General features: G+C 64.6%; 15 protein-coding genes. 9 read left to right on the top strand and 6 right to left on the bottom strand.

Annotation, left to right across the window (positions count from 1 at the left end; translation table 11 throughout):
* On the bottom strand, nucleotides 1-590 hold a 590-nt coding region (locus JV241A_RS12160; RefSeq protein WP_134062735.1), incomplete at its 3' end, for an aldehyde dehydrogenase family protein.
* 150 nt (nucleotides 591-740) lie between these two features.
* Between JV241A_RS12160 and gcvA the strand changes: the two genes are divergently transcribed.
* Together gcvA and JV241A_RS12170 are read left to right on the top strand one after the other, a co-directional pair.
* Nucleotides 741-1,658: a transcriptional regulator GcvA gene (gcvA, locus tag JV241A_RS12165; RefSeq protein WP_115086913.1), complete on the top strand. Its 918-nt coding sequence runs from the start codon at nucleotides 741-743 to the stop codon at nucleotides 1,656-1,658.
* Between the two features lie 79 nt (nucleotides 1,659-1,737).
* On the top strand, nucleotides 1,738-2,988 hold the full coding sequence (locus JV241A_RS12170) for an aspartate aminotransferase family protein (protein ID WP_134062737.1): 1,251 nt from the start codon (nucleotides 1,738-1,740) through the stop codon (nucleotides 2,986-2,988).
* Here the strand turns inward: JV241A_RS12170 and JV241A_RS12175 are convergent.
* A complete protein-coding gene (locus tag JV241A_RS12175) occupies nucleotides 2,985-3,620 on the bottom strand; it encodes a metalloregulator ArsR/SmtB family transcription factor (RefSeq protein ID WP_115087124.1) in 636 nt (211 codons plus the stop codon). The two genes, JV241A_RS12170 and JV241A_RS12175, sit on opposite strands and share 4 nt — an antisense overlap.
* Before the next feature lie 75 nt (nucleotides 3,621-3,695).
* Between JV241A_RS12175 and JV241A_RS12180 the strand changes: the two genes are divergently transcribed.
* A complete protein-coding gene (locus JV241A_RS12180) occupies nucleotides 3,696-4,184 on the top strand; it encodes a DUF2938 domain-containing protein (RefSeq protein WP_115086915.1) in 489 nt (162 codons plus the stop codon).
* A gap of 9 nt (nucleotides 4,185-4,193) precedes the next feature.
* On the opposite strand, the gene JV241A_RS12185 is transcribed toward JV241A_RS12180, so the two are convergent.
* Entirely contained in the window at nucleotides 4,194-4,481 is a 288-nt protein-coding gene (locus tag JV241A_RS12185; protein ID WP_115086916.1) for a hypothetical protein, read from the bottom strand.
* Nucleotides 4,482-4,654: 173 nt separating this feature from the next.
* On the opposite strand from JV241A_RS12185, the gene JV241A_RS12190 reads away from it, so the two are divergent.
* Nucleotides 4,655-5,086: a hypothetical protein gene (locus tag JV241A_RS12190; protein ID WP_177414868.1), complete on the top strand. Its 432-nt coding sequence runs from the start codon at nucleotides 4,655-4,657 to the stop codon at nucleotides 5,084-5,086.
* 113 nt (nucleotides 5,087-5,199) lie between these two features.
* Here JV241A_RS12190 and JV241A_RS12195 read toward each other — a convergent pair whose 3' ends face one another.
* Nucleotides 5,200-6,144 carry a LysR family transcriptional regulator gene (locus JV241A_RS12195; protein WP_134062741.1) on the bottom strand — a complete coding sequence of 315 codons (945 nt, stop codon included), beginning with the start codon at nucleotides 6,142-6,144 and terminating at the stop codon, nucleotides 5,200-5,202.
* A gap of 83 nt (nucleotides 6,145-6,227) precedes the next feature.
* Here JV241A_RS12195 and JV241A_RS12200 point away from each other — a divergent pair, with 83 nt between their 5' ends.
* Together JV241A_RS12200 and aroQ are read left to right on the top strand one after the other, a co-directional pair.
* A complete protein-coding gene (locus JV241A_RS12200; protein ID WP_134062743.1) occupies nucleotides 6,228-7,280 on the top strand; it encodes a Gfo/Idh/MocA family oxidoreductase in 1,053 nt (350 codons plus the stop codon).
* Between the two features lie 59 nt (nucleotides 7,281-7,339).
* Nucleotides 7,340-7,810, top strand: a complete 471-nt coding sequence (gene aroQ, locus JV241A_RS12205; RefSeq protein ID WP_115086920.1) for a type II 3-dehydroquinate dehydratase — start codon at nucleotides 7,340-7,342, stop codon at nucleotides 7,808-7,810.
* Here the strand turns inward: aroQ and dsdC are convergent.
* Complete coding sequence (gene dsdC / locus JV241A_RS12210) at nucleotides 7,803-8,735, bottom strand: DNA-binding transcriptional regulator DsdC (protein WP_115086921.1); 933 nt, start codon at nucleotides 8,733-8,735, stop codon at nucleotides 7,803-7,805. The two genes, aroQ and dsdC, sit on opposite strands and share 8 nt — an antisense overlap.
* A 2-nt stretch (nucleotides 8,736-8,737) precedes the next feature.
* Nucleotides 8,738-10,090, bottom strand: coding sequence for a D-serine ammonia-lyase (locus JV241A_RS12215; RefSeq protein ID WP_134062745.1), 1,353 nt, complete (start codon nucleotides 10,088-10,090; stop codon nucleotides 8,738-8,740).
* 179 nt (nucleotides 10,091-10,269) lie between these two features.
* Here JV241A_RS12215 and fusA point away from each other — a divergent pair, with 179 nt between their 5' ends.
* The 3 genes from fusA to JV241A_RS12230 all read left to right on the top strand — a co-directional run bounded on the left by fusA (nucleotide 10,270) and on the right by JV241A_RS12230 (nucleotide 15,325).
* Nucleotides 10,270-12,375, top strand: coding sequence for an elongation factor G (gene fusA / locus JV241A_RS12220; RefSeq protein ID WP_134062747.1), 2,106 nt, complete (start codon nucleotides 10,270-10,272; stop codon nucleotides 12,373-12,375).
* Nucleotides 12,376-12,572: 197 nt separating this feature from the next.
* The gene (ligD, locus tag JV241A_RS12225) at nucleotides 12,573-15,053 is read left to right on the top strand and encodes a DNA ligase D (RefSeq protein ID WP_134062749.1); all 2,481 of its coding nucleotides are present in this window, start codon (nucleotides 12,573-12,575) and stop codon (nucleotides 15,051-15,053) included.
* Nucleotides 15,053-15,325, top strand: a complete 273-nt coding sequence (locus tag JV241A_RS12230) for a hypothetical protein (protein WP_134062751.1) — start codon at nucleotides 15,053-15,055, stop codon at nucleotides 15,323-15,325. Before ligD ends, JV241A_RS12230 begins: the two co-directional genes overlap by 1 nt.
* Nucleotides 15,326-15,343: the final 18 nt, after the last annotated feature.

Here is a 15,343-nt window from a genome sequence, read left to right on the forward strand (position 1 = left end):
CCAAAGGCTTTCAGGGCTTTTTCGAACAGCGCCTGGCAGGCCAGCGCGGTCAGCGGGGTTTTCTCCGACGGCTTCCACACCACGGCGTTGCCACACACCAGTGCCAGGGTGGTGTTCCAGGCCCAGACCGCGACCGGGAAGTTGAAAGCGCTGATCACCCCGACCACCCCCAGCGGATGCCAGGTTTCACGCATGTGGTGGCCCGGGCGCTCGGAGGCGATGGTCAGGCCGTACAACTGACGCGACAGACCGACGGCGAAGTCGCAGATATCGATCATTTCCTGCACTTCGCCCAGGCCTTCCTGGGTGATCTTGCCGGCTTCGATCGACACCAGTTCACCGAGTTCGGCCTTGTGCTTGCGCAGCACTTCGCCAAACAGGCGCACCAGTTCGCCACGGCGCGGCGCCGGCACATCGCGCCAGTGCAAAAAGGCCGCATGGGCGGCGTCGATTCGGCGGGTGACCGCCTCTTTGCTCTCCAGGGTAAGCGCTGCGATCTGGCTGCCGTCGATGGGCGTAAAAACAGCATGAGTGCCGCCGTTATATAAACTTTCGGGCACGCCCAAACGGGTAAGTAGTTCAGCAACCATCTTATTATTCTCCTACAGCGGATACGGGTTGAAATCATTGATGCAGGTCAGTATTAATCTATAGGGCCGCTGCTCACAAACGACCTTTTAGAAGCACATGATTCCGTAACGGAATGACCTTATCTCTTTTTCGCCCGGTTGATCCCGCCCATGTCCAAACGCCTGATGCCCTCCACCACCGCCCTGCAGTGCTTCGAAGCCGCCGCCCGGCACCTGAGCTTTACCCGCGCCGCGCAAGAGCTGCACCTGACCCAGAGCGCGGTGAGCAAGCAGGTCGCGCAGCTTGAAGAGATGCTCTCGCACCCGCTGTTCCAGCGTATCCGCCGGCGCCTGCACCTGACCCCGGCCGGCGCCCTGTACCTGGCCGAGGTGAACAAGATCCTGGTGCAACTGGACATGTCCAGCCGCTACATCCTCAGCTACGGCGGCGAAACCGAGGTGCTGCGCATTGCCACCCAGCCGACCTTCGGCGAGCGCTGGCTGGTGCCCAACCTCAAGGGTTTCGGCGAGCGCCATCCGCGAATCCACCTGGACATTCGTAACGAACTGGAGCCCTTCGACCTGGTCCAGGCCAAGGCCGACATCGCCTTCTTTTTCGGCCAGGGCACCTGGCCCGGGGCAACCTGCATCGAGCTGTTCAAGGAGCAGGTGGTGCCGGTGTGCGCGCCGGAGCTGCTGGCCCGACAGCGTTTCGACAGCGCCGAATCGCTCACCGAACACCGCCTGCTGCAGTGCACCTCGCGGCCCGAGGCCTGGCACGAGTGGTTCCTCGGCCAGGGCCTGCACACGCAGAACAGCTACCACGGCCCGCGCTTCGACACCTTCTACATGTGCATCCGCGCCGCCCAGGCCGGCTGCGGCATCGCCCTGATCCCGCGCTACCTGGTGGCCGAAGAGCTGGCCGAGGGCAAACTGGTGATCCCCTGGAACCACCCCAAAACCAGTGAAGGCTCGCACTTCATCGCCCATGCCGAGCATGCTGCCGAGGTGCCCAAGGTACGTGCCTTTGTCGAGTGGATTGCCGCACGTGTACGTGTGGCCGGGCAAGTTCCCGACTTGAAGGAATGATTGCAATCCTTTATTTCGTTTGCACTCAATTACCGTGCCTCGCTTAGATAATAAGAAACTGCAGCGAGGGCACGGGTAAATGAGTCACGAAACTATCAGCCAGTCTATTTCCGTAGTTCACCCTATTACACTGTCCCACGGTAAAAACGCGGAAGTCTGGGACACCGACGGCAAACGTTATATTGATTTCGTTGGCGGCATTGGCGTGTTGAACCTGGGCCATTGTCACCCGCGGATTGTCGCCGCCATCCAGCAGCAGGCCACGCGTCTGACTCACTACGCTTTCAACGCCGCCGGGCATGAACCCTACCTCGAATTGATGAACCGCCTGGCGCAGTTCGTACCGGTGTCCTACCCGCTCAGCGGCATGCTCACCAACAGCGGTGCGGAAGCGGCAGAAAACGCCCTGAAGATCGCCCGCGGTGCCACCGGCAAGACCGCGATCATCGCCTTCGACGGCGGCTTCCATGGCCGCACCCTGGCGACCCTCAACCTTAACGGCAAGGTTGCGCCCTACAAGCAGCGGGTCGGCGTGTTGCCGGGGCCGGTGTATCACCTGCCCTACCCCAGCCGGGACACCGGCGTCAGCAGCGAGCAGGCGCTTCAGGCTTTGGCGCGGCTGTTCAGCGTCGAGATCGACGTCAACGATGTGGCTGCATTCATCTTCGAACCGGTGCAGGGTGAAGCCGGCTTCCTGGCAATGGAACCAGACTTCGCCAAAGCCTTGCGCAGCTTCTGTGACCAGCACGGCATCCTGATCATCGTCGATGAGATCCAGTCGGGGTTTGGCCGCACCGGCCAGCGCTTCGCCTTCCCGCGCCTGGGCATCGAGCCGGACCTGCTGTTGCTGGCCAAGAGCATCGCCGGCGGCATGCCGCTGGGCGCAGTGGTCGGCCGCAAGGCGCTGGTCGACAACCTGCCCAAAGGCGGCCTTGGCGGCACCTACTCCGGCAACCCGATGGCGTGTGCGGCGGCCCTGGCGACCCTGGATGAAATGAGCGACGCCAACCTTTCGACCTGGGGCGAACGCCAGGAAGCCGCACTGGTCAGCCGCTTCGAGCGCTGGCAGGCCAGCAAGCTCTCGCCTTACCTGGGCCGCCTGACCGGCACCGGGGCCATGCGCGGCATCGAACTGCTCAAGGCCGACGGCACACCGGCCACCGAGCAGCTGGCGCAGCTGTTGGCAGCGGCCAGGAGCGCCGGCCTGCTGCTGATGCCCAGCGGCAGGGCCCGGCACATCATCCGTTTGTTGGCGCCACTGACCATCGAGCCTGAAGTGTTCGAAGAGGGCCTGGACATCCTCGAACGCTGCCTCGCCGAGCTGGGCTAGTCCTGCAGTAGCCCCGGCCACTGTTCGACACCCTGAAGATAGTGCCGCGCCCTGAAGCCCCCGGCTTTCAGGGCCGTCACCGCATCACGGGAAAACACGCACCAGGGCCCGCGGCAATACGCGACCACTTCGTGGCTGGCCGGCAACTCGCCCAGGCGCTGCTGCAGTTCAGTGAAGGGAATGTTGATCGCCCCCGGCAAATGCCCCTGGGCAAACTCCTCGGCCGGGCGCACATCGAGCAGGGTCACGCTGTGATCCTGCAAACGCTCCAGCAGCTCTTCCCTGCTGATCGCCTCCAGGTGCTCGGGCGCGCTCACGCTATCGCTCATCAGCTCACGGATCGCCGCGCGGTTGAACGCCGCCAACTGGCCGAGCGCCGCCAGCACTTGCGGGATCGGCCCGGGACTGAGCCGGTAGAACACACGCTTGCCATCGCGGCGGGTCTGCACGAAGCCGGCGCGACGCAAGTGCTGCAGATGCTGGGAAGCATTGGCCACCGACAGCTCGCACTGCTGGGCCAGTTGCTCGACGGCAAGCTCGCCGGCGGCGATCTGTTCGAGCAGGTTGAGGCGATGGGCGTGGCCAAGGGTCCGCGCCAGTTCGGCGATGTGCTGGTGCTGCTGGGTTTTCATATCGGTCATTGACAGGAAGGTAGCATTGGCCAATCATTCAATCAATCTATTGAATGAAGACAACTGGAGCACGCCATGCTTGAAGGATTAACCCTAGCGGTACTGATTGGCCTGACGGCCACCGCCCTGGCCGACCTCTGGTCGCTGTTCCAGCAGCGCGTGCTGGGCATGGCTGGGCCGAATTGGGGTTTGGTCGGACGCTGGATCGGCCATATGCCACAGGGGCAGTTCACCCATCAGAGCATCGCCAAGGCGCCGGCACTGGCCAATGAACGGCTGATTGGCTGGAGTGCGCATTACACCATCGGGGTGATTTTCGCCGCGTTGCTGCTCGCCCTCTGTGGGCTGGAGTGGGCGCAGCAGCCACGCTTTGTGCCGGCGTTCGTGCTTGGCCTGGCGACCGTAGCGGCGCCCTACCTGATCATGCAGCCCGGCATGGGCGCGGGCTTCTTCGCCTCGAAAACCCCCAAGCCAAATGCGGCGCGGGGCCGCAGCCTGCTGGCTCATGGGGTGTTCGGCGTGGCCTTGTACCTGGCCGGGTTGTTCTGGGCTGCTGTGCTGTAGCCCAACGGATTACAGGCCCAGTTCTTGCGGAGTAAGCATGTCGCATTCAAAGGCGATCCAGCCGCCTTCCAGCTCGGCATGGCCGTTAACGATCGGGCCGTAGTAGCTCAGGCCGTTGTCGAGGGTCACGCAGATGTGCGTCGCCTTGTCCGGAGCGGCCAGGGCACCGACAAAGTGGACCTTCTTCAGCGACTCGGTAACGGCTTCAAGACCCACCCGAATCGCAACGTTTTCCACGGCTTCAACGTCTGCATGCAGGTCGTCGCTGACGGTCACGGTGGCTGTGTAGTTGTACATGGTCGAACTCCAACGACAATTCTATCGGCGTCTGCTGACGCTCACGGGCGCATAGGGTAATGGAGCAGCACGGAAAAAGCCCGCGCCCTTCGACGAGGCGACGCACGAAGGTACCCTCGGCCCGCCCCGGCTGGTATTGTGCCCCCCGGTAAAAACCTGTCAGAGGAATGACATTGAGTGCTGAACAGAACCTGACCTCGGACATGTTCGAGGTCGACAAGCGCCTGGGGCTCAAGCCCGTGGTGGATTTCAACAACTACCTGGGCAAAGCCTTCGGTGATGGTCCGTGCACCTGCATCCGCTGCCGCACCAGCAGCGGTGACGAAACGGGCTACGAGTACCAGCATACCTTCGTCCTCGACGGCCAGACCCTCAACCGCCGCTTTGCCAACACGGCGGGCAGCGATGTGCTCAATGCGTTGAAGAAAGCCTGGCTCTCGTACACCAAGGCCGACCTGCCGGCGCTGGGTGCGCTGGACCTGACGGCAGTGAAAGGCTTCGTCGAACCGCAGCTGCACAATCGCTTGCTGCCGTTGTTCCTGGCCAGCGGCCTGGTGCGTGAGGTTGACGGGCAATGGATGCTGCAGGTGCAGGCCGGCGATTGAGTACCCGGGGCTGCTCTTCGCAGCCCATCGCCGGCAAGTCCGGCTCCCACAGTTCTGTGGCACCTGTGGGAGCTGGCTTGCCAGCGATTAGGCCTGTCCTGCCAAATGCGCCCTCACCCGCCCACCGCCAACGCAAACGGCCCCTCAGCCAGTTGCTCACGCAAGAACGCCACGCAACTGCGCACCTTCGCCGAACTGCTCGAACGCGCCGCCGTCACCGCCCAGACATCCGCAGGCTGGTGATACGCCGGCAGCACCCTCAGCAATGAGCCCTCCTGCAAGCTGCCAGCCACGTCCCAATACGAGGCCATGATGATGCCGTGCCCGTCCATGGCCCACTGGCGCACGATATCGCTGTGGTTGGCGGCCATGGGCCCGGTAACCTTGACCGTTTCCGGCCCGCCCGGGCCAACCAGCCGCCACACGCCGAAACGATCGTCGCGGCTGCGAAACAGCAAGCAATCATGCTGGGCCAGTTCCGCCGGTACCCGCACCGGGCCGCGCCGGGCCAGGTACTCCGGCGATGCCGCCAGCACCCGCTTGTTCTCGGCAATGCGATGGGCGATCAGGTGTTTTTCCTGCACCTCACCGACGCGAATGTCGATATCGAAATTTTCGCCAATCAGGTCAACCCGCCGGTCGAGCAGCTCCAGCCAGATATCCAGGGTCGGATAACGCTTGCGCAACAGCGACAGGATCGGCGCGATGTGCTCACGGCCCAGGCGCAGGCTGGTGCTGATGCGCAAGGTGCCGCGCGGCTCGCTGTGGGTCCCGGACAACGCCTCGAGCATCGACTCGACGTTCTCGAGAATCTTCTGCGCCCAGATGAACGCCGCCTCGCCATCGCTGGTGATGTTCACCCGCCGCGTGGTGCGGTTGAACAGCTTGACCCCGAGCAACGTCTCGAGGGTGGCGATGCGCTTGCTGACGTGGGCCGGCGACAGGCCGATCTCGGTAGCCGCGGCGATGAAGCTGGAACGCCGCGCCACTTCGCAGAACAACTGCAGGTCGCGCAACAGCGGTTCATTATTCGCTAGTAGCGCATTCTGAATCTTCATCTGGCCCGATTATCTCCTGGGATTTTTTTATTAGCCTCTCACAAAACCGCTGTCGCGGTCCGCATAACAATAATGAGAGCGCCATGCACAAGATCCGTATTGCCGTCGCCGGTGCCGGCCTGATCGGCCGCCGGCATATCGAACTGATCCAGGCCAGCGCCGAGTGCGATCTGGCCGCCCTGGTCGACCCGGCCCCGGCCGCCGCCGAATTGGCTGCCGCCCACGGCGTTGCCCTCTACCCTTGCCTTGAGCAGTTGTTCGCCGAGCAACGCCCGGACGGCGTGATCCTGGCCACGCCCAATCACCTGCATGTCGAAGGCGCCTTGGCCTGCGTTGAACACGGTGTCGCCGCGCTGATCGAAAAACCCGTGGCCCACACCCTGGAGGAAGGCAAGCGCCTGCTGGCCATCGCCGAGCAAACCGGGGCGCGGCTGCTGGTCGGCCATCATCGCGCCCACAGTGCGATCCTCGCCAAGGCCCGCGAAGTGATCGACGAGGGCCTGCTCGGCAAGCTGGTGGCGGTCATGGGCAGCGCGCTGTTCTACAAACCCGACGACTATTTCGACGCTGCGCCCTGGCGCCGCCAGATCGGTGGCGGGCCAGTGTTGATCAACATGATCCACGAAATCGGCAACCTGCGTTCGCTGTGCGGCGAGATCGTCGCCGTGCAGGCCCAGGCTTCCAGCACCACCCGCGGCTTTGCCGTCGAGGACAGCGTCGCCATCAGCCTGCGCTTTGCCAGCGGCGCCCTGGGCACTTTCATGCTGTCCGACACCGCCGCCTGCGCCCGCAGCTGGGAACAGACCGCACGGGAGAACCCCGATTACCCCAGCTACGCCGACGAAGACTGCTACGTGATCAGCGGCACCCAGGGCACGCTGTCAATCCCGACCATGCGCCTGAAGTTCTACGAGCAGCGGGCCGAGCGCTCGTGGTGGAAGCCCTTCAGCACTGCCGTGGCGCCGCGGCAAAACGCCGACCCGCTGGCCCGCCAGCTGGCGCACTTCTGCCAGGTGATTCGCGGCGAGCAACAACCGCTGGTAACCGTGCGTGACGGTCTGCGCAATTTGCAGATCGTCGAAGCCATCAGCAGCGCCGCGCGCAGCGGCCAGATCGTCCACACCGCCAGCCTCTGAGCCCTTTGTACCCGCCTACGACGCCCTGTGCGCCAACCCCCTGACTGGAAACCTGCACCATGAAAACCCTGCTCGTGCTCAACGGCCCCAACCTGAACATGCTCGGCCTGCGCCAACCGGAGGTCTACGGCCGCGAGACCCTGGCCGATGTCGAAAGCCTCTGCCAGCAGGCGGCCAGCCGGCTGGAACTGAAGCTGGAATTCCAGCAGACCAACCACGAAGGCCAGCTGATCGACTGGATTCACCAGGCCCGGGGCCGGGTCGCCGGGATTGTCATCAACCCCGGGGCCTGGACCCATACTTCGGTGGCGATTCATGACGCCTTGATTGCCGCCGAGGTGCCGGTGATCGAGGTGCACATCTCCAACGTCCACCGCCGTGAAGCCTTCCGCCACCACTCCTATGTGTCGCTGGTGGCCAAGGCAGTGCTGGCCGGCTTCGGCAGCCACGGCTATGTGCTGGCGATCGAACATTTTGCCCGCGAGCTCACGCCATTGGCACGCCTGTGCACGACGGCCGAGGTCAGCTGAGCACACACCCCTGCAACCACTCAATCATCACCCGCAAGCGCAGCGGCAAAGGATCGTGCGGCGGATGCACCAGGTAATAGCCCTGCCCCGGCGTCTGGCTGAAGCCGACCAGGGGCAGGATCAGCGCGCCTTGATCAAGCAACGGCTGCACCAGGCGCTGGCGCCCCATGGCCACACCGGCATGATGGCTGGCGGCGGCGCTGCACAGGTCGGAGCGGTCGAAGGTCAGGTGGCTGGCGGGCAGGTGCTGCTGCACGCCCTGCTCGCGGGCCCAGCGTTGCCACTCGGCATCAAAGGCGGCGTGTTCCCAGGCCAGGGCATCGTGCAGCAAGGTGCACTGGGCCAGACGCTCGGGGTGGCCGATCAGGCCGTGGCGTTCGGCGTACTTCGGGCTGCACACCGGGGCGACCCGCTCGTCCATCAACAATTGGCTGACCAGCCCCGGAAACTCGCCGTCGCCATACAGCAAGGCCAGGTCCACCGGCCGGGTGCGAAAATCCACCGGGTCGTTGCCGGTGCGTATGTCCAGGCTGACCTGCGGATAGCGCTGCTGAAAATCCGCCAGGCGCGGCACCAGCCAGTGCTGGGCCACCGAAGGCCGCACATAGAGGCTCAGGGATCCGCTGACTTCCTGCGTCGAAGGCTGCAGGGCTTCCTGCAGTTGCGCTTCGAAGCCTTGCAGCACCTGATAGAGCCGCTCGCCTTCGACGGTCAGGCGGATGCGCCGGGTCAGGCGTTCGAACAGGCGTAGCGCCAGGGCCTGCTCCAGGCGGGCGATACGATGGCTGACGGCGCTGGCGGTCAGGCACAGCTCCTGCGCCGCCAGGCTGAAGCTCAGGTGCCGGGCGACCGCGAGGAAGGTGTGCAGGTTGGCGAACTGGGCGCCGCTCAAGCGGGTGCCGAGCCGATCGGGCAGGTTGAGCATGCTCAATTGCCGGCCAGCACGGCGCGGCCCTTGGCCAGGTAGCGGTCCATCTCGTCGCGCGGCACCATGCTGCCGCCGGTGCCCCAGACCAGGTGGGTGGCGCGGGCCATGCGCTCATCGCTCAGACCCAGACGCTGACGGTAGCCTTGCTGCTCTTGCAACACGCTGAACATGCCCGCCAGCCCGGCCAGTGCCGACGGTTCCAGCTCGATGCCTTCACACGCCTGCATTTGTGCGAGCTGGCGGTACAGGGTGGCATCGCTGACGGTGTAGTAGCCGTCGATCAGGCGCTGTAGCGAGCGCCCGACAAAGCCCGAGGGCCGCCCCACCGCCAGGCCGTCGGCGGCAGTCTGGTTGTCGATGCCGAAGTCATACACCGACACACCGTCGTGCAAGCCGGTGTACACGCCAAGGAACATGCACGGTGAATGGGTCGGCTCGGCGAACAGGCAATGCACCGCATCGCCGAAGATATGCTTGAGACCGAAGGCCACGCCGCCAGGGCCACCGCCGACGCCACAGGGCAGGTAGACGAACAGCGGATGCTCGGCGTCGACCTGTATGCCCTGCGCTGCCAGCTGGCGCTGCAGGCGCTCGGCCGCCACGGCGTAACCGAGGAACAGGTTCAGCGAGTTTTCATCATCGACAAAATGGCAGTGCGGGTCGGCCTCGGCCTCCTGGCGCCCCTGCTCCACCGCCACGCTGTAGTCGGCGCTGTACTCACGCACCTCGACACCGCAGGCGCGCAGGCGATCCTTCTTCCACTGGCGGGCATCGGCGGACATGTGCACCGTGGCCTTGAAGCCCAGGCGCGCACTGATGATGCCGATCGACAGGCCCAGGTTGCCGGTGGAGCCGACCGCCACACTGTACCGGCTAAAAAAGGCCCGGGCCTGATCGCTGTCGAGCTTGGCGTAGCTGTCGCCCGGCTGCAGCAGGCCACCGGCCAGGGCCAGGTCTTCGGCGTGCTTGAGCACTTCATAGATGCCGCCGCGGGCCTTGATCGAGCCGGAAATCGGCAGCAGGTTGTCGGCCTTGAGCCACAGGGCGCCGGTTGGCGGCAGTTGCTGTTCGGCACAGAGCACCGCCTGCAGGGCATGCAGCGGCAACAACGGCGATTCGATGATGCCGGCAACGGCTGCGGTCTCGGGGAAGGCCGAGGCGATGAACGGGGCAAAGCGTTCGAGCCTGGCGCTGGCCTCGTGAATATCTTCAGCGCTCAGCGCCACATCACCCAGGGCTTCGGCGCTCGGCGCCAGGGCCGGGTTGAACCAGCTGGTCGGGCGCAACGCCACCAGTTCGGCGATCAGCGGATGGCTCTGGCACCAGGCGTTCACGGATTTTTCCAGCGGCATTGTCGTACTCCAGCAGGCATCGAATAGAACGATTAAGCGTCAGCACCACTGGCTTTACAACCGATGGTTACTCAGGCCATGGATGAAGCCTGTTCAGCCATGCCGCGCCGTGCAAGCCGGCGCACTTCTGCTACCTTGGGAGTACCCTCTTCATCCGCATCACACACAGGTGACCCCTCATGGCGCGCACCACCCCCATCGAGCTGTACCGCAACATCGGCATCGTCGCCCATGTTGACGCCGGCAAGACCACGACCACCGAACGCATCCTGTTTTACACCGGGGTCAACCACAAGATGGGCGAGGTGCACGACGGCGCCGCGACCATGGACTGGATGGCCCAGGAGCAGGAGCGCGGCATCACCATCACCTCGGCGGCGACCACGGCGTTCTGGCAGGGCTCAAGCAAACAGTTCGCCGACAAGTACCGCTTCAATATCATCGACACCCCCGGCCACGTCGATTTCACCATCGAGGTGGAGCGCTCGCTGCGCGTGCTCGACGGCGCGGTGGTGGTGTTCAGCGGCGCCGACGGCGTCGAGCCGCAATCGGAGACGGTCTGGCGCCAGGCCAACAAGTACCATGTGCCGCGCCTGGCCTACGTCAACAAGATGGACCGCCAGGGCGCGGATTTTCTGCGCGTGGTCAAGCAGATCGACCAGCGCCTGGGTCACCACCCGGTGCCGATCCAGCTGTCGATCGGCGCCGAGGAGCACTTCGCCGGGCAGATCGACCTGGTGAAGATGAAGGCCATCTACTGGAACGAAGACGACCAGGGCACCAGCTACCGCGAAGAAGAGATTCCGGCCGACATGTTCGAGCTTGCCAACGAGTGGCGCGCGCACATGATCGAAGCTGCTGCCGAGGCCAATGACGAGTTCATGGAGCTGTACCTCAACGGCCAGGAGCTGAGCAACGAACAGATCAAGGCCGGCCTGCGCCAACGTACCCTGGCCAACCAGATCGTGCCGGCGATCTGCGGCTCGTCATTCAAGAACAAGGGCGTGCCGCTGATGCTCGACGCGGTCATCGACTACCTGCCGGCGCCGTCGGAAATCCCGGCGATCAACGGCACCGACCCGGACCACGAAGACAAGCACCTGGAGCGCCACGCTGACGACAACGAACCGTTCTCGGCGCTGGCGTTCAAGATCGCCACCGACCCCTTCGTCGGTACCCTGACCTTCGCCCGGGTCTACTCCGGCGTGCTCAGCTCCGGCAACGCCGTGCTCAACTCGGTCAAGGGCAAGAAGGAACGCATCGGCCGCATGGTGCAGATGCACGCCAACCAGCGCGCCGAGATCAAGGACGTATGCGCCGGCGACATCGCCGCGCTGATCGGCATGAAGGACGTCACTACCGGCGACACCCTGTGCGACATCAACCAGCCGATCATCCTCGAACGCATGGACTTCCCGGACCCGGTGATCTCGGTGGCGGTCGAGCCGAAGACCAAGGCCGACCAGGAGAAAATGGGCATCGCCCTGAGCAAGCTGGCCCAGGAAGACCCGTCGTTCCGGGTGCGCACCGATGAAGAGACCGCGCAGACCATCATCTCCGGCATGGGCGAATTGCACCTGGACATCATCGTCGACCGCATGCGCCGCGAGTTCGGCGTCGAGGCCAATATCGGCAAGCCCCAGGTGGCCTACCGCGAGAAGATCCGCAACACCTGCGAGATCGAAGGCAAGTTCGTTCGCCAGTCTGGCGGGCGCGGCCAGTACGGCCACTGCTGGATCCGCTTCGCCCCGGGCGAGGAAGGCAAAGAGGGCCTGGAATTCGTCAACGAAGTGGTCGGCGGCGTAGTGCCGCGCGAGTACATCCCGGCGATCCAGAAAGGTATCGAAGAGCAGATGCAGAACGGCGTGCTGGCCGGCTATCCGCTGATTGGCCTCAAGGCCACGGTGTTCGATGGCTCGTACCACGACGTCGACTCCAACGAAATGGCCTTCAAGGTCGCGGCGTCAATGGCCACCAAGCAACTGGCGCAAAAAGGCGGCGCGGTGCTGCTGGAGCCGGTGATGAAAGTCGAAGTGGTGACTCCCGAGGAGTACCAGGGCGACATCATGGGTGACCTGAGTCGCCGGCGCGGGATGATCCAGGAAGGCGGCGAGACCCCGGCGGGCAAAGTGGTACGCGCCGAGGTGCCATTGGGCGAGATGTTCGGTTACTCCACCCAGATGCGCTCCATGACCCAGGGCCGCGCCAGCTACACCATGGAGTTCACCAAGTACGCCGAAGCGCCGGCGAGCATCAGTGAGGCGATTATCAAGAAACAGGGCTGATACGGCGACCGCTTCGCGGTCGATCGCCGGCAAGGCCGGCTCCCACAGGATAGCGGCGCACTCGAATTCTGTGGGAGCCGGCCTTGCCGGCGATGGGGTGCGCAGCAGCCCCACCTCGAACAAAAGCCGATTGAACTCCCAGCCCTGCCGCCCAATCCCAATGCTTAGGACCCGTCCAAAAGCCGCAGGACACCGCCATGGCCAAGCCGTTGCAGGAGTACGCGCGCAAGCGCAATTTCGACGCCACACCGGAGCCGGCTGGAAACCCTGTCCGAGGCAAAGAAACCGCCCATGCCCTGCAATACTGCATCCAGAAACACGACGCCAGCCACCTGCACTACGACTTTCGCCTGGAGCTGGACGGTACCCTGAAAAGCTGGGCCATCCCCAAGGGCCCGTCGCTGGACCCAAAGGTCCGGCGCCTGGCCGTGCACGTCGAAGACCACCCTCTGGACTACGCCAACTTCGAAGGGCAAATCCCCGAAGGCCATTATGGCGCCGGTGACGTGATTGTCTGGGACCGTGGTGTGTGGATCCCCGAAGAAGATCCGCACACGGCCTATGCCAAGGGCAAGCTGCGCTTTCGCCTGCAGGGCGAGAAACTCTCGGGGATCTGGAACCTGTTTCGCACCCACCTGGCCGGCAAGCAGGAGCAGTGGCTGCTGATCAAGTCCGACGATGCCCAGGCGCGCCCGCAGGCGGACTACGACATCCTCGAGGCCGAACCGGACAGCGTGCTCAGCGAACGTACGCTGATCGCGCGCAAACCCAAGGCCGCGACGAGCAAAGCCACAAGCAAGACCAGGCCCGCGAGCAAAACCGAACTCAGCGGCGCCAGGAAAGCCGCCCTGCCCGATTCGCTCAAGCCGGAGCTGGCGACCCTGGTGGAAACTCCGCCCGAGGGCGACTGGCGCTACGAAGTGAAATTCGACGGTTACCGCATCCTCGCCCGCATCGACGGCGACGCGGTGCGCCTGTTCACCCGCAACGGCCATGACTGGACCGCCAAGCTGCCCAAACAGGCCAAGGCCCTGGCCAAGCTCGGCGTGCAATCGGCCTGGCTCGATGGCGAGATGGTGGTGGCCAACGAACATGGCGTGGCGGATTTCCAGGCCCTGCAAAATGCCTTCGACCAGGCCCGCGACGAGCAGATCCTCTACTACCTGTTCGACCTGCCGTACCTCAACGGCATGGACCTTCGCCAGTGCCCGCTGGAGCAGCGCCGCGCGGCGCTGGCGAAGGTGCTGGAGAAAGCCGATGAAAAACGCCTGCGCTTTTCTGCCGACTTTGACCAGACCGTCGAGTCGCTGCTCGACAGCGCCTGCAAGATGGCGCTGGAGGGCCTGATCGGCAAGCGCCTGGGCAGCAGTTATCTGAACCGGCGCAGCAGCGACTGGATCAAGCTCAAGTGCAAGCAGCGCCAGGAGTTCGTGATCGTCGGCTTTACCGACCCCAAGGGTTCGCGCGAGGCCTTCGGCGCACTGCTGCTGGCCCTGCACGATGAGCGTGGCGAGCTGCGCTATGCCGGCAAGGTCGGCACCGGTTTCAACAGCGCGACCCTGGCGCAGATTCACCAGCGCCTGGCGCCGCTTGAAGTCGCCAAGCCGCAGTTCCGCAGGCCGCCAACCGGCGCCGAGGCCAAAGGTGTGCACTGGCTCAAGCCAACGCTGCTGGCCGAGGTCGCCTATGCGCAGATGACCCGCGACGGCGTGGTGCGCCATTCGGTGTTCCATGGCCTGCGCGACGACAAACCGGCCAAGGCCATCGGCCTGGAGCAGCCCGTGAAAACCCCGGCAAGCCACCCCTCCAACCTGCACCTGACCCACCCGGAACGCGTCATCGATGCCAGCACCGGCATTACCAAGCGCCAGGTGGCCGAGTACTACGCCCAGGTCGCCGAGTGGATCCTGCCCCATCTCAAGCGCCGCCCCGTGGCCCTGGTACGGGCACCCGATGGCCTGGCCGGCGAGCTGTTCTTCCAGAAGAACGCCGCGCAACTGAACATCCCCGGCCTTGAAAGCCACGACAAGGCCGAAGCCGGCCAGGCGCTGATGATCATCGACCAGGCTGAAACCCTGCTGGGCGCAGTGCAGATGAACACCCTCGAACTGCACACCTGGAACGCCACCGCCAAGGACTTCGACAAGCCCGACCGGCTGATCCTCGACCTCGACCCGGACCCGGCGTTGCCGTGGAAGGCCATGCTCGAAGCCACCCAACTGACCCTGGCGCTGCTCGACGAACTGGGGCTGCAGTCGTTCCTCAAGACCAGCGGCGGCAAGGGCATGCACATTGTCGTGCCGCTGACCCGCCGCGCCGGCTGGGACGAGGTCAAGGGCTTCAGCCAGGCCATGGTCCAGCACCTGGCCGGGCTCTTCCCCGAGCGCCTGTCGGCGGTGTCCGGGCCGAAGAACCGGGTCGGACGAATCTTCATCGATTACCTGCGCAACGGCAAAGGCGCGACCACGGTCTGCGCCTATTCAATCCGCGCCCGCGAAGGCCTGGCGGTGTCGGTGCCGATTCGCCGGGAAGAGCTGACCGCGCTCAAGGGCGCCAACCAATGGCACCTGCTCAACCTCGGCGAACGCCTGGCCGAGGGCGATGACCCCTGGGCCGACTACGGTCAGGTACGCCAGTCGATCAGCAAGGACCTGCGCCGCCGCCTGGGGCTTGAATAATGGACGGCCTGGACTGGATCGACCTGCTGCAATGGCCGGCCATGCTCGCAACGATCCTGGCCGCCTGGTGGATCGGCTCGCGTCAGCCGCGGCGGCGGCGGATCGGTTTTGTCTGCTTCATCGCCAGCAACCTGCTGTGGGCAGTCTGGGGCTGGCACGCTCAGGCCTGGGCGCTGATCGTGCTGCAGGTATGCCTGTGCGCGATGAACCTGCGCGGCCTGAAAAAGAACACCAACGGCACCCCCCCTTCGCCCCGGGAGTCGACTTCATGAACGATGCTCACCTGGGCC

The sequence above is a fragment of the Pseudomonas sp. JV241A genome (assembly GCF_900275665.1).
GTDB lineage: Bacteria > Pseudomonadota > Gammaproteobacteria > Pseudomonadales > Pseudomonadaceae > Aquipseudomonas > Aquipseudomonas wadenswilerensis.

Coding starts and splice junctions, on each gene's coding strand:
- gcvA (WP_115086913.1), top strand. CDS start 741: ATGTCCAAACGCCTGATGCCCTCCACCACCGCCCTGCAGTGCTTCGAA.
- JV241A_RS12170 (WP_134062737.1), top strand. CDS start 1,738: ATGAGTCACGAAACTATCAGCCAGTCTATTTCCGTAGTTCACCCTATT.
- JV241A_RS12175 (WP_115087124.1), bottom strand. CDS start 3,620: ATGAAAACCCAGCAGCACCAGCACATCGCCGAACTGGCGCGGACCCTT.
- JV241A_RS12180 (WP_115086915.1), top strand. CDS start 3,696: ATGCTTGAAGGATTAACCCTAGCGGTACTGATTGGCCTGACGGCCACC.
- JV241A_RS12185 (WP_115086916.1), bottom strand. CDS start 4,481: ATGTACAACTACACAGCCACCGTGACCGTCAGCGACGACCTGCATGCA.
- JV241A_RS12195 (WP_134062741.1), bottom strand. CDS start 6,144: ATGAAGATTCAGAATGCGCTACTAGCGAATAATGAACCGCTGTTGCGC.
- JV241A_RS12200 (WP_134062743.1), top strand. CDS start 6,228: ATGCACAAGATCCGTATTGCCGTCGCCGGTGCCGGCCTGATCGGCCGC.
- aroQ (WP_115086920.1), top strand. CDS start 7,340: ATGAAAACCCTGCTCGTGCTCAACGGCCCCAACCTGAACATGCTCGGC.
- dsdC (WP_115086921.1), bottom strand. CDS start 8,735: ATGCTCAACCTGCCCGATCGGCTCGGCACCCGCTTGAGCGGCGCCCAG.
- JV241A_RS12215 (WP_134062745.1), bottom strand. CDS start 10,090: ATGCCGCTGGAAAAATCCGTGAACGCCTGGTGCCAGAGCCATCCGCTG.
- fusA (WP_134062747.1), top strand. CDS start 10,270: ATGGCGCGCACCACCCCCATCGAGCTGTACCGCAACATCGGCATCGTC.
- ligD (WP_134062749.1), top strand. CDS start 12,573: ATGGCCAAGCCGTTGCAGGAGTACGCGCGCAAGCGCAATTTCGACGCC.
- JV241A_RS12230 (WP_134062751.1), top strand. CDS start 15,053: ATGGACGGCCTGGACTGGATCGACCTGCTGCAATGGCCGGCCATGCTC.